Origin of the sequence: Sphingomonas sp. LY54, from assembly GCF_035594035.1 — a bacterium.
Taxonomy (GTDB): Bacteria; Pseudomonadota; Alphaproteobacteria; order Sphingomonadales; family Sphingomonadaceae; genus Allosphingosinicella.
Genome location: NZ_CP141588.1, coordinates 820799 through 833486 on the forward strand (window position 1 = coordinate 820799; position 12688 = coordinate 833486).

12 protein-coding genes and 1 tRNA gene are annotated in these 12688 nt (G+C 68.0%); 5 read left to right on the plus strand and 8 right to left on the minus strand.

Going from position 1 to position 12688, the window contains the following annotated elements; translation table 11 throughout:
* Positions 1–273: 273 nt before the first annotated feature.
* The 3 genes from rpsA to SH591_RS04125 all read left to right on the plus strand — a co-directional run bounded on the left by rpsA (position 274) and on the right by SH591_RS04125 (position 2642).
* Entirely contained in the window at positions 274–1974 is a 1701-nt protein-coding gene (gene rpsA / locus SH591_RS04115; protein ID WP_322831699.1) for a 30S ribosomal protein S1, read from the plus strand.
* A gap of 217 nt (positions 1975–2191) precedes the next feature.
* On the plus strand, positions 2192–2470 hold the full coding sequence (locus tag SH591_RS04120) for an integration host factor subunit beta (RefSeq protein ID WP_322831700.1): 279 nt from the start codon (positions 2192–2194) through the stop codon (positions 2468–2470).
* Positions 2471–2555: 85 nt separating this feature from the next.
* A tRNA-Leu gene (locus SH591_RS04125) sits at positions 2556–2642 on the plus strand.
* An 8-nt stretch (positions 2643–2650) separates the two neighbouring features.
* Here the strand turns inward: SH591_RS04125 and SH591_RS04130 are convergent.
* Positions 2651–2980 (minus strand): PilZ domain-containing protein, encoded by a 330-nt coding sequence (locus SH591_RS04130; protein ID WP_324750643.1) that lies wholly within the window; start codon positions 2978–2980, stop codon positions 2651–2653.
* A 132-nt stretch (positions 2981–3112) separates the two neighbouring features.
* Here SH591_RS04130 and SH591_RS04135 point away from each other — a divergent pair, with 132 nt between their 5' ends.
* Both SH591_RS04135 and SH591_RS04140 read left to right on the plus strand, forming a co-directional pair.
* Complete coding sequence (locus SH591_RS04135; RefSeq protein WP_324750644.1) at positions 3113–4564, plus strand: ABC transporter substrate-binding protein; 1452 nt, start codon at positions 3113–3115, stop codon at positions 4562–4564.
* Between the two features lie 32 nt (positions 4565–4596).
* Positions 4597–5031, plus strand: coding sequence for a DUF4112 domain-containing protein (locus tag SH591_RS04140; RefSeq protein ID WP_322831704.1), 435 nt, complete (start codon positions 4597–4599; stop codon positions 5029–5031).
* A gap of 6 nt (positions 5032–5037) precedes the next feature.
* Here SH591_RS04140 and nadC read toward each other — a convergent pair whose 3' ends face one another.
* From nadC to SH591_RS04175, 7 genes are all read right to left on the minus strand, one after another.
* Complete coding sequence (gene nadC, locus SH591_RS04145; RefSeq protein WP_324750645.1) at positions 5038–5883, minus strand: carboxylating nicotinate-nucleotide diphosphorylase; 846 nt, start codon at positions 5881–5883, stop codon at positions 5038–5040.
* The gene (locus SH591_RS04150; RefSeq protein WP_324750646.1) at positions 5880–7979 is read right to left on the minus strand and encodes a prolyl oligopeptidase family serine peptidase; all 2100 of its coding nucleotides are present in this window, start codon (positions 7977–7979) and stop codon (positions 5880–5882) included. Before SH591_RS04150 ends, nadC begins: the two co-directional genes overlap by 4 nt.
* A gap of 80 nt (positions 7980–8059) precedes the next feature.
* Positions 8060–9061 (minus strand): quinolinate synthase NadA, encoded by a 1002-nt coding sequence (nadA, locus tag SH591_RS04155; RefSeq protein ID WP_324750647.1) that lies wholly within the window; start codon positions 9059–9061, stop codon positions 8060–8062.
* A 23-nt stretch (positions 9062–9084) separates the two neighbouring features.
* Positions 9085–9768: a DUF4230 domain-containing protein gene (locus SH591_RS04160; RefSeq protein ID WP_324750648.1), complete on the minus strand. Its 684-nt coding sequence runs from the start codon at positions 9766–9768 to the stop codon at positions 9085–9087.
* Positions 9765–10619: an MBL fold metallo-hydrolase gene (locus tag SH591_RS04165; RefSeq protein ID WP_416385207.1), complete on the minus strand. Its 855-nt coding sequence runs from the start codon at positions 10617–10619 to the stop codon at positions 9765–9767. Before SH591_RS04165 ends, SH591_RS04160 begins: the two co-directional genes overlap by 4 nt.
* 78 nt (positions 10620–10697) lie before the next feature.
* The gene (locus SH591_RS04170; RefSeq protein ID WP_324750650.1) at positions 10698–12320 is read right to left on the minus strand and encodes a M56 family metallopeptidase; all 1623 of its coding nucleotides are present in this window, start codon (positions 12318–12320) and stop codon (positions 10698–10700) included.
* Positions 12317–12685, minus strand: a complete 369-nt coding sequence (locus tag SH591_RS04175; RefSeq protein WP_322831711.1) for a BlaI/MecI/CopY family transcriptional regulator — start codon at positions 12683–12685, stop codon at positions 12317–12319. The genes SH591_RS04170 and SH591_RS04175 overlap by 4 nt, the downstream gene beginning before the upstream one ends.
* Positions 12686–12688 lie beyond the last annotated feature (3 nt).

Genomic DNA, 12688 nt, shown 5'->3' on the forward strand with positions numbered 1-12688 from the left:
ACTTGCGGACGAGTGGCTTGCCCCGCCGCGCCCTCTCCTCTATATGCCGCCCGTCCAGCGGGCCTAAGCGCCTGCGGAGGCTCAGCTTTGAGGTGCGCGTGAAGGGGCCGTGGCGATCGTCGCCCGCCTTCGACGCGCTCTTTCCGCTTCCCCCGCACCGCCGCCGCCCGCGCGGACACCGCATCCGGCATGGGGCCGCTGCGGCAGTCGGGTTCAAAAGACCAGGGGAGACAACCTCTGGCCGGCAAAAACGCAAGTAAGGAACTCTAGCACATGGCCACTACGGCAAATCCGACCCGCGACGATTTCGCGGCTCTCCTCAACGAAACGCTCGGCGGCGAGAACGAAGGCTTCGAAGGCCGCGTCGTCAAGGGCACCGTCACCGCGATCGAGAACGACATGGCCGTCATCGACGTCGGCCTGAAGTCCGAAGGCCGCGTCGCGCTGCGCGAATTCGCCGCGCCGGGCCAGAAGGCTGACCTCAAGGTCGGCGACGAAGTCGAAGTCTATGTCGACCGCGTCGAGAACCACCAGGGCGAAGCGATGCTGTCGCGCGACCGCGCACGCCGCGAAGCCGCCTGGGACAAGCTCGAAAAGGAATTCACCGAGACCGCCCGCGTCGAGGGCGTGATCTTCGGCCGCGTCAAGGGCGGCTTCACCGTCGACCTCAACGGCGCCGTCGCCTTCCTGCCCGGTTCGCAGGTCGACATCCGCCCGGTCCGCGACGTCACCCCGCTGATGGACATCCCGCAGCCCTTCCAGATCCTGAAGATGGATCGCCGCCGCGGCAACATCGTCGTGTCGCGCCGCGCCATCCTCGAGGAAACCCGCGCCGAACAGCGCACCGGCCTCATCCAGAGCCTGGCCGAGGGCCAGGTGATCGACGGCGTCGTCAAGAACATCACCGATTATGGTGCGTTCGTTGACCTCGGCGGCATCGACGGCCTGCTCCACGTCACCGATTTGAGCTACAAGCGCGTCGGCCACCCGTCGGAGATGATCAACATCGGCGACACGGTGAAGGTGCAGATCATCCGCATCAACCGCGAGACCCAGCGCATCAGCCTCGGCATGAAGCAGCTCGAGAGCGATCCGTGGGAGGGCGCGCAGGCCAAATATCCGATCGGCGGCGTCTTCTCGGGCCGTGTCACGAACATCACCGAATATGGTGCGTTCGTCGAGCTCGAGGCCGGCATCGAGGGCCTCGTCCACGTCTCCGAGATGAGCTGGACCAAGAAGAACGTCCACCCGGGCAAGATCGTCTCGACCAGCCAAGAAGTCGACGTTGCGATCCTCGAGGTCGACGAGGACAAGCGTCGCATCAGCCTTGGCCTCAAGCAGGCGCAGGCCAATCCGTGGGCGGCCTTCGCCGAGACCCACCCGGTCGGCACCGAGGTCGAGGGCGAAGTCAAGAACGCGACCGAGTTCGGCCTGTTCATCGGCCTCGACGGCGATGTCGACGGCATGGTCCACATGTCGGACATCGCCTGGGGCATTTCGGGCGAGGACGCGCTCAATCTCCACCACAAGGGCGAGATGGTGAAGGCGGTCGTGCTCGACGTCGACGTCGAGAAGGAGCGCATCAGCCTCGGCATGAAGCAGCTTGAGCGCGGCGGCGTCGCCACCGGCGGCAGCGGCTCGGGCGTCAACAAGAACGACGTCGTCACCGTCACCGTGCTCGAAGTGCGCGACGGCGGCCTCGAGGTTCAGGTCGGCGACGACGGCGCGACCGGGTTCCTGAAGCGCACCGATCTCGGCCGCGACCGCGACGAGCAGCGTCCGGAGCGTTTCCAGGTCGGCCAGAAGTTCGACGCGATGGTGATCGGCTTCGATCGCTCGAAGAAGCCCAACTTCTCGGTCAAGGCGATGCAGATCGCCGAAGAGAAGCAGGCGGTCGCGCAGTACGGCTCGTCCGATTCGGGCGCGTCGCTCGGCGACATCCTCGGCGAGGCCCTCAAGCAAAAGAACTCCTAACCCAAGCGGGCGCTTAGGCGCTTGCTTTGACAGGATGACGAAGCCCCGCTCTGCCCAAAACGGCGAAGCGGGGCTTTTTCATGAGCATTCTCCGCGCGGTATATTGCCTTGCGTCCAAAACGGTGCGATTGATCTGGATTAAGCGTCGCTCGTGGGGGCTCGACGCGGTCCGATTCTGTCCAGCCTAAATGGCTTATTGACTTGGGGGGCCTTGGCCTTGATCCGTTCCGAGCTTGTCCAGAAATTGTGCGACGACCATCCCGATCTGACCGTCAAGGAGATCGAGCGGGTGGTGTCCTCCTTCTACGATTCGATCATCGCGCAGCTGCAAAAGGGTGGCCGCGTCGAGCTGCGCGGCTTCGGCGCCTTCTCGACCCGCGAGCGCGACGCCCGCAAGGGCCGCAACCCGCGCACCGGCGATTCCGTCGACGTCGCGGCCAAGCGCGTGCCCTATTTTAAGCCGGGCAAGGAAATGCGCGAGCGCCTCAACGTCTGACATCTCGACGCCGCGGAAAAATCTCCCCATCGCTGCGCATAGCTCCTGACTTTAGTCGGGATGTCGCGCTATGAGTGCTCGCCGTGCGGACGTGGCGGAACCGGTAGACGCCGGAGACTTAAAATCTTCTGCCCCTCGGGGCGTGCGGGTTCGAGTCCCGCCGTCCGCACCAGCTTCGCGTCACGCAGCCTGAGGCGGCTCCGTGCGCACTGCGGTCCATTCGCAGCGGTTGAGACTGATCGGATCGAGGAAAAGGCCGCCCATGCGGCCGCCGATCTGCCAGCGCACCTGCGCGTGGACCGGCCCGATCCCGGGCACCTCCAGCGATACGTGGCTGCCGATCTGGACCGGCTCGTTGCACTCGGCCATGAAGCCGCATCGCGAGACGTCGCGCACCTTGACCTCGACGCTGTACCAATTGCCGTGACGCAGCTCGGCCCGCGTGGACACCGGCATCCGGGCGGAGCGCCGCTCGCGGTAATCGTCTGAACGTTCGGGGTCGTCCGGCATCGTCGCGGTTCCTGTCGAGCGCCCGAAGCTACACGGGCAGTGGTGAAAGACGGGTAAAGGCCGGCGCCGTTTCCCGAACGTAGACGGCACCGCCATTGGCGCTCCCCCGAAGCTTCCGTTATCGGTCGCACCATGAAGATTCGCGTGAGATTGGCCGGCCTTGCCGCGGCATTGGCGCTCGTCGGCGGATGCGGTCCGCAGGAAAGCGGCCCGATCGCGGTCAGCGCGATCGGGGCGGCCCCCCGCCTCGTGAACCCCAATCTAGAGCCCCTCGACGCGCCGTCCGCGTTCCTGCTCGATGCGGCGGCCCAGGGGCTGGTGCGGTTCGACGCCACTGGCCAGGTCGAGCCGGCGCTCGCGCAGAGCTGGATCGTCTCCGACGACGGCCTTCGCTACACGTTCCGCCTCGCCCGGGTGCAATGGGCCAATGGCGGCCGCGTGACAGCCGCCGAGGTCGTCGAACGGCTGCGCGCCGCCGGCAGCCGCGCCAGCAAGAACCCGCTGAAGCCGGTGCTCGGCGCGGTCGCCGAGATCGAGGCGATGACCGACGATGTGCTCGAGATCAGCTTGAAGGCGCCCCGGCCCAATTTCCTGCAATTGCTCGCCCAGCCCGAAATGGCGATCATCCGCCGCGGCGCCGGCACCGGCCCGTTCCGGGCCCAGTTCCAGGGCGATGGCAGCGTCATCCTCACCATGCACCGTGCGGACGAGGAGGAGAGCGAAAGCAATCATGCGCCCGACATTCGGCTGCGGGGCGAGCGCGCCGCTCTGGCGGTCGCGCGCTTCGTCGACGGCGGGGCGGACTTGGTGACCGGCGGTACTCTGGGCGACCTGCCGATCGCGCGCGCCGCGCAACCCGCGGCCGCGGTGCGGCGCGTCGATCCGGTCGCCGGGATCCTCGGCTTCGCCTTCACCGGCAGCGGCGGCCTCTGGGACGATCCGGCCGCCCGGACGGCGCTCACCATGGCCATCGATCGCGACGCCTTCGTCACGGATCTCGGCATACAGGACCTGCTGCCGCGCACGTCGCTCGTACCGGCCGGGATCGACGAACTGCCCGCGCCGGCCCTGCCCGCCTGGGCGTCCAATCCCCAACCGATGCGGCGCGAGGCCGCCGCCCGCGTGATAGCCGACCTAGCCGGCGGCGAGCCCGTCACACTGCGCGTCGCGCTGCCGCCCGGGCCGGGCTATCGGCTCCTGTTCGCCTATCTGCGGCGCGACTGGCGGGCGATCGGCGTGACGGCGCAGGCAGTGGGTCCGGCGGCCAAGGCCGATCTCCGGCTGATCGACGCCGTCGCCCCGACCAGCATCGCCACCTGGTACCTGCGCCACTTCACCTGCGACGCCAGCCCGATCTGCAGCCCGGAGGCCGATCAGCAGCTCGCCGCGGCGCGTGAAGCCGCCACCGTCGCGGAGCGCACCCAGCACCTCGCCGAGGCCGACCGGCTGATCGGCGAGCTTGCCGTGTTCATTCCGGTCACCGCGCCGATCCGCTGGCATCTCGTGGCGCAAAGGCTCGAGGGCTTCCGTCCCAATGCGTTCGCGCGCCGCTTTCCCGCTTCGCTGGTTGCAGCGCGGCCCTGACCACCCTAGCTCGAAGGCGAGGAGTTTTCGCTATGCCCACGCCGCAGGAACAGTTCGAGGCGCTCGCCGGCCAATTGCCGATCGGCCGGGATCCGGCGTCGGTGCGGCGCCGACTCGAAGCGGTAGAAGCTGTGCTTGAGCGCGCCTTCGTCGTGCCCGGCATCAACCGCCCGATCGGCCTCGACGCGATCCTCGGCCTGGTGCCGGTGCTCGGCGACGTCATCACCGCCGCGATGGGCGCCTGGCTCGTCTGGGAGGGGCGGAACCTCGGCATGTCCAAGTTCCACATCGCCCGGATGGCGGGCAATGTCGGGGTCGACACGGCGCTCGGCGCGATTCCGTTCGTCGGCGACCTGTTCGACTTCGTCTACCGTTCCAACACCCGCAACCTGCGCATCATCAAGCGCTGGCTCGACAAGCATCATCCTGAGACGATGCTGGTCGAGGGCGAGATCGTGCGCCGCTAAGGACCGTCAGGCCGGTTCGAAGTCGAGCCCGATGTCGGCGGCGGGCGCCGACTGGGTGAGGCGCCCGACCGAAATGTAGGTGACCCCCGTCTCCGCCTTGGCGCGGATCGTCTCCAGCGTCACGCCACCGCTCGACTCGGTCGGGACGCGCCCGCCGACGAGCGCCACCGCCTCGCGCAGCATTCCCGCGTCCATATTGTCGAGCAGTAGGTGCGTCGCCCCGGCGCCGAGCGCGGGCTCGATCTGGTCGAGCCGGTCGACCTCGACGATGATCCGCGCGATGCCCGCGCCGACGGCGCGCCGCACCGCTTCCTCGACCCCGCCGGCGACGGCGACATGGTTGTCCTTGATCATCGCCGCGTCGTCGAGCCGCATGCGGTGGTTCTGCGCGCCGCCCATGCGGGTCGCATATTTCTCGAGCACGCGCAGGCCCGGGATCGTCTTTCGGGTGTCGAGCAAGACCGCGCCGGTGCCGGCCATGGCGTCGACATAGGCGCCGGTCAGCGTTGCCACTCCGGAGAGGTGCTGAAGCGTGTTGAGCGCGGACCGCTCGGCGGTGAGCAGCGCCCGCGCCCTGCCGGTCAGGCGCATCAGATGGGTTCCGGCAGCGACCCTGTCGCCGTCCTTCGCCAGCAGTTCGATCTCCACGTCGGGATCGAGCGCGCGAAAGAACGCCTCCGCGATCGGCAGCCCTGCGACGACGATCGCGTCGCGACTGTCCATCACGCCGCGGAACAGCGCGTCAGCCGGGATCACCGCCGACGAGGTGATGTCGCCATGATCGCCGAGATCCTCGGCCAGCGTCTCGGCAACGAAGCGGTCGAGGTCGAACCGGTCGAGCGTGAAGCTCACTTGCCCTGCCCGCTCAGCTCGCGATTGAGGAAGGCGTTGAGCAAGGCCGCGCGATAGGCGTCCTCGGCATGGTCGGCGCCGACCGAATGGCCGCCCTCCAGATATTCGTGGTAATAGACCGGGTTGCCATATTCGAGCAGCCGCGCCGCCATCTTGCGGGCGTGGCCGGGATGGACGCGGTCGTCCTTGGTCGAGAGGTAGAAGAAGACCGGTGGATATTTCACGCCCGGCTTCACATTCTGGTAGGGCGAATATTTCGAAAGATAGGCCCAATCCTCCGGCTTATCGGGATCGCCATATTCGTCCATCCACGACGCGCCGGCGAGCAGGTGCGAGTAACGCTTCATGTCGTGCAGCGGCGAGCCCGAGATGACCGCGCCGTAGAGATCCGGCCGCTGCGTCAGCGCCGCGCCGACCAGGACGCCGCCGTTGGAGCGGCCCGAGATCGCGATCTTGCGCTTCGCGCTGACGCCGGTCCGGACGAGGTCCTCGGCGACCGCGTGAAGATCGTCGAAGCTCTTCTGCCGGTTCTCCTTGAGGACGGACTCATGCCAGGCCGGGCCGTACTCGCCGCCGCCGCGGATGTTGGCGAGGACATAGGCGTTGCCGCTCTCCGTCCAGAACAGGCCGAGCGGCCCGGCGCGGTAGGGCTGGCCGGTGAGGTAGGTCGGCGTCTGCGCGGCGCGGAAGCCGCCATAAGCATGGATCAGCGCCGGGACCGCGCCCTTGGTCCCCTTCTTGCGGACGAGAAAATAAGGCACGCGGGTGCCGTCCTTCGACGTCGCGAAGCGCTGCTCGACGGTAAAGGCGCTGGCATCGAAGCGCGCCGGCAGGCTTTGCACGAGCTGCGCCTTGCCGCTGCCGTCCACCGCATAGAGCGCCGGTGGGATCAGCATCCCCTCGACGGTGGCGAAGGCGATGTCGCGCTGGCCTGCGACGCCGGAGAGGTGGATCGTGCTGTTCGCGGCGAGCGGCATCGCCTGGCTCGCCCATTTGCCGTCTGCGCCGCGGCGCAATGCGAACAACTTGCCCGACACGTCGTCGAGCGCCTTCACCCACAGGACGTTGTCGCTGGCCGAGACTTCCTCGATCGCCTGGCTCTTGCTCGGCGCCATGACGAGCTCAGGCGCGACGGCGCGGCCGGCGGCGATGTCGGCGAGCGAATAAGCGACGACCGAGCCGGCCGGGATCGCGCCGAGCGGCGCCTGCAGCAAAGCGATCATGCGGCCGCCGATCACGTCCTGGAAATTGGCGGTGTCAGGGAGCGGCGTCTTCACCAGCCGGCCGTCGGCGGTGAGCAGCGACAGATCGTTGGTCCAGAAGGTCTTGCCCCGGCCGACGAAGGTCCAGCGCTTCTCGCCGTCCTGGACGGCGAAGGGCGAGGTCGAAACGTCGGTCTTCTCGCCCTCGAAGATCGTCTTGGCCTGCGCGAGCGGCGTGCCCCGCTGCCACAATTTGGCGATGCGGCCATAGCCCGAGGTGGTGAGCGAGTCGGGGCCGTAATTGGTGACGACCAGCAGCTTGTTCTCGTCGACCCAGGCCACATTGCTCTTGGCCTCGGGCAGCGCGAAGCCGCCGTCGATGAACTTGCCCGCGGTGACATCGAACTCGCGCACGACATCGGCGTCGGTGCCTCCGGGCGAGAGCGAGACCAGGCAGCGCGTGTAGGCGGGCGCGAGGCAGTCGGCGCCGTGCCAGACCCAGCTCTTGCCCTCGTGCTTGCCCAATGCGTCGACGTCGATCAGCGTGCGCCATTGCGGCTTGCCGGCGACATAGGCGCCGAGCGGCGAGATCCGCCACAGGCCGCGCGGATTGGCCGCGTCGCGCCACAAATTGGTGACGTAGCCGCCCATCACGTCCTCGGGCGCGGCGATCTGCTGTTCGTCGTCGAGGATGGCCCGGGCGCGGGCGCGGTGTTGCTCGAAATTGGGCGACTTCGCGAGCAGATCCTCGGTCGTCTTGTTCCAGGCCTTGACCTGCGTCAGCGCCCGCTCGCCCTCGATCTCCTCGAGCCAAAGATAGGGATCGTCGGCCACGGCGGGCGCAGCGGCGACCGTGAACAAGAAGGCGGCGACGGGCAGGATCTGGCGAAGCAAGGCAGGTCTCCGGAAGGGGCGATGGTGAGTTAGCCGCTTACCACGCCCGTGTCACGGGGCGGGAAGCCGTGGTGATGCGCTCAGTCCCCGGCGAAAATCGGCCGCCCGACATCGCCCTGGCCGACGGTGCGGCCGGCCATGTCGAGCATCGCATCGAGCGACTTCTTGGCGCGCAGGCGAAGCTCCTCGTCCATCTCGATGCGCGGCTCGAGGTCGCGCAACGCGACGTAGAGCTTCTCGAGCGTGTTGAGCGCCATGTACGGGCACATGTTGCAGTTGCAATTCCCGTCCGCGCCGGGCGCGCCGATGAACAGCTTGTGCGGCGCCGCTTTCTCCATCTGGTGAATGATGTGCGGCTCGGTCGCGACGATCAGGGTGTCGGCGTCGCTGCTCAGCGCGTAATCGAGGATCGCCTTTGTCGATCCGACCAGGTCGGCATGTTCGACGATATGGGCCGGGCATTCCGGGTGGGCCAGCACGGGCGCGCCGGGATGCTGCGCCTTCAGCTTCAGCAGCTCGGTTTCCGAGAAGGCCTCGTGGACGATGCACACGCCCGGCCAGAGCAGCATGTCGCGGCCGGTCTTGCGAACGAGGTAGCCGCCGAGATGCTTGTCGGGGCCGAAGATGATCTTCTGCTCGGGCGGGATCTGGCTCAAAATAATCTCGGCCGAGGACGAGGTGACGATGATGTCGCTGAGCGCTTTCACGTCCGCCGAGCAGTTGATGTAGGTGAGCGCGATATGGTCGGGATGCTTGGCCCGGAACGCGGCGAACTGATCGGGCGGACAGCTGTCCTCGAGGCTGCAGCCGGCGTCCATGTCGGGCAGGATGACGATCTTGTCGGGGCTCAGGATCTTGGCGGTCTCGGCCATGAAGCGGACGCCGCAAAAGGCGATGACGTCAGCCTCGGTCGCCGCCGCCTTGCGGCTGAGGTCGAGGCTGTCGCCGACGAAATCGGCGAGGTCCTGGATTTCCGGCGCCTGGTAATAATGGGCGAGGATGACGGCGTTGCGCTCCTTGCGCAGCCGGTCGATCTCGGCGCGAAGGTCCAGCCCCTTCAGGCTCATATTGGGTGCGTTCATCACATTCACTCCTGAGGCGGCGATCAGCGCCCGGCCTTCTGTTCGTTCAAGACATCCTCGATCCGGCGCGACCTGTCGAGGAATGACGGCTCGCCCGACGCGTCGGCGAACCGCACCTCGACATTGGCGTCGATCCCGGCCGCGCGCAGCGGCATCGCGAAGCTGCGTCCTACGGCGCGGACCGCGGCGTCGCGCGCCAGCCGCATCGGCACGGGCTCACGGGCCTGGCGGACAAGCTCCTGCTGGCCGCGGGTGCGATTGGCTGAATCTAGCACGGTTTCGGCGTCGGTCAGAGACATGAGCAGTCCCCCGCCGGAATATTCCTTGATCTGGCCCATGTCGATCTGCGGCGCGGCGATCTCGAGCGGCGGAAGCTCGATCCTGAGCGTCTTGGTCGCCTCGTCCCATGCGAGGTCGTCCTGCTGCAGCTTGGCGAGATCCAGTTCGTAGCGGACCAGGCCCGGCATGATCAGGGTCTTCTCGGCCTTCAGGCCGAAGCGCGACTGGGTGGAGGTGGTGACCGCGACGAAGCGGGCGGCGAACGGAGTCAGGCGCGCCTGCTCGCGCATCGATTGCAGGCTGGCGGCAGCGACCGTCTCCGGGTCGGGGCCATCGAAGGGGCTGGCCAGCCGCAGGCCGACCACGGCGAGCGCGCCGAGGATCAGGCCGGCGAGAAGCGCGACGAAGATAATAGCCGTCTTCCTCACGCAGCAAGGCTCCAGCCTTCGCCCTGCCGCGCGACCAGGCCCCGCGTCTCGAGATCGATCAAATGGGCCAGCACCGAGCGGCCGGCGGCGCCATGGAGCCGCGGGTCGATACCTTTGTACATGCTCGCCACCATGTCCGGGATGAAGCCGCTGCCCTCGCGCAGGCGGCGCAAAATCTGACCCTCGCGCTGCCTGCGGTGGCCGATCATGCCGCGCACCAGCCGTTTCGGACGCTCGATCGCGGGACCGTGCGCGGGATAATAGATGCGGTCGTCGCGCGCCTGCAGCTTCTCCAGGCTCTCCATATAATCGGCCATGTCGCCGTCGGGCGGCGAGACGATCGTCGTCGACCATCCCATCACATGGTCGCCGGAAAACAGCGCCCCGCTCTCGGGCAGCGCGAAGCAGAGATGGTTCGACGTGTGGCCCGGCGTCGCCACCGCCTCGAGCGTCCAGCCCTCGCCTTCGAGCCCCTCGCCGTCGGCCAGGACGCGGTCGGGCAGATATTCGGCGTCGAACGCGGCGTCGGCGCGGGGCCCTTCATCGTCCATGGTCAAAGCCGCGCAGCCGATGATCGGCGCGCCGGTCGCGGCCTGCAGCAAAGCCGCCGCCGGGCTGTGATCGCGGTGGGTGTGGGTGCACAGGATCGCGGCGATCGTCTCGTCCTTGAGCGCCGCAAGCAAAGCCTCGACATGCTCGGGAAGGTCCGGCCCGGGATCGATGACCGCGACCGCGCCGGTGCCGACGATGAAGGTCTGCGTGCCGCTATAGGTGAAGGCGGACGGGTTGGGCGCCAGCACGCGCCGCACCAGCGGTTCAACGCTTTCGATCGTGCCGGGAGACCCATCCATGGCGTGCATGTGGCATCGGACGGGGGGAAATCCAAGCGGCGAACGGCCCCTCCCCCGGGATGGGAGGGGCCGAGCGGCTTACTTCTCTACGTCGACGTCGACGTCGACCTCGATGTCCTCGAGCTCGCGTTTCAGCTCGATCTTCATCTCGCGCATGTCGCGTGCGCGCTCGGCGGCGTCGTGCTGGCGCTCGAGCGCGGCCTCGGCAAGCTCGCGGCGCATTTCCGCCAGTGAGGCCTGAAGCTCCTGCATCTGCTCAGGGCGCAGCGCCGGGAGCGTCGCGTGGACCGAGGCGAGTGTCGCGCGGCGGATCGCGTCGGTATCGACATGGACCATGCGCACGCGCGCATGGCGCACGGCCTCATGGGCCTGCGCGATCGCCCGGGCGTGGTCGGCCCGCGCGGCATGCTGCGCCTGGTCGATGATATGGGCGTGATCGACCCGTGCCGCCGCCTGCGCCTTTGCCACGGCCTCAGGGATGCGGGCTCGCTGCTCGGCCTCGATCGCGGGGGTCGCTGCCACTGCGTCGTGCGCCCGCGCGACCGCCTCGGCTGCCTTCGCTTCGATCCGCTTCAGCTCCGCTTCGCTCGGCATCGCCGCCTCGACATGGGCACGGACGCGCTTCTCGGTCCTGGCCATGATCGCCTTGACCTCCGGGTCGGCCGCTTCGGAGTCGTCGCAGACGATCGAGCCGTCGCGCCGCGCCTTGTCGCCGCCGCCGCACTTGGCGCGCAGAGTGGCGATGTCTTTCTTGTCGATGATCGGCTCGACGCCGATCCGCGCGGGAACGACACGCGGCGCTTTGGCCTCGTCCTGCGCGGCGCCGGGGCTGCTCAGCAGCAGACCGCCTGCCCCGAGGACCGAGAGCGCGGCAACACCACCCATGGTGCGGGCCCAGCCGCCGCGATGGCTCTTCATCATCTTCAGTCTCCGTTTCAGGAAGGCGGCGTGATTGAGCGGGCAGGCCGCGATCAGGCCGGGCTGGCTCGCGGACTTGACGACCGCGCAGGCATAATCGTGGCGCTGCTCGGGCGCCCGGCGCGTGACGGCCGCGTCGCAGGACAATTCCTGATCGGCGCGGAAGGCGCGGAAGGCGAAATGGGCGATCGGGTTGAACCAGTTGAGCGCCAGGATCGCCAGCGCGGCGAGGTTCCAGAACAGGTCGAAGCGGCGATGGTGGACCAGCTCATGCTCGAGCGCGAGGCGCTGCTCGGAGGCGCTGTAGCGGGTCGCGAAATCCACCGGCACGACGATGCGCCGGTTGAGGAAGCCGACCGCAACCGGGCCGTCGACCGCGTCGCTCTCGACCACGCGCAAGCCGCCGAACCGCTCGGGCTGGGCGGACCGTGCCTCGGGACCGAGATGGAGCATGAAGGCGCTGTAGGTCGATTGCTGCCAGATCGCGAAGATGGTCGCGCCGCCCGCCCAGAGAGCGAGCAACAGCCACAGCCAGTCGCCCGATCCGCCGGCGGCGGGCGCGGGCGCGGCGGCCATCGCGTCGATCGCCGGCAGCACGATGATCGCCGGCACGGCCACCGGCGCTTCGGGAAGCGGCGGCAGCACGAAGCGGAGCAAAGGCAGCAGCCACAGGGCATAGGCCCATTGCGCGCCGAAAAGTTCGGCGACCGGGCGGCGGACGGCAAGCACCAGCAGCATCAGCAGGCTGGCGCCGATGATGGTCTCGACCAGCCAGCCGATCATGATTTGAGCGCCTTCAGCAGAGCCTCGATCTCTGCGATGTCCTGGGGCGTGAGCTCATCCTGTTCGGCCAGATGCGCGACCAGCGGTGTCACCCGCCCGCCGAACATGCGGTCGAGCAATTTGCGCGATTCGCGGGCGACGAAATCGTCGCGGGCGATGGCCGGCTTGTAGAGGTAGCGGCGGCCGTCCTCCTCGTGGACCAAAGCGCCCTTGGCGAGCAGCCGCGACAGCATCGTCTTGACGGTGCGGACGCTCCAGCCGCGGGCCGGATCGATCCGCTCGGCAACGTCCGCGGCGGCCAGCGGCGCCTCGTCCCAGAGCACCTCCATCACCGCATGTTCGGCATCGGAAATACGCTCGCTCATTGC

Coding starts and splice junctions, on each gene's coding strand:
- SH591_RS04175 (WP_322831711.1), bottom strand. CDS start 12,685: ATGAGCGAGCGTATTTCCGATGCCGAACATGCGGTGATGGAGGTGCTC.
- SH591_RS04135 (WP_324750644.1), top strand. CDS start 3,113: ATGAAGATTCGCGTGAGATTGGCCGGCCTTGCCGCGGCATTGGCGCTC.
- rpsA (WP_322831699.1), top strand. CDS start 274: ATGGCCACTACGGCAAATCCGACCCGCGACGATTTCGCGGCTCTCCTC.
- SH591_RS04165 (WP_416385207.1), bottom strand. CDS start 10,619: ATGGATGGGTCTCCCGGCACGATCGAAAGCGTTGAACCGCTGGTGCGG.
- nadA (WP_324750647.1), bottom strand. CDS start 9,061: ATGAACGCACCCAATATGAGCCTGAAGGGGCTGGACCTTCGCGCCGAG.
- SH591_RS04130 (WP_324750643.1), bottom strand. CDS start 2,980: ATGCCGGACGACCCCGAACGTTCAGACGATTACCGCGAGCGGCGCTCC.
- SH591_RS04140 (WP_322831704.1), top strand. CDS start 4,597: ATGCCCACGCCGCAGGAACAGTTCGAGGCGCTCGCCGGCCAATTGCCG.
- SH591_RS04170 (WP_324750650.1), bottom strand. CDS start 12,320: ATGATCGGCTGGCTGGTCGAGACCATCATCGGCGCCAGCCTGCTGATG.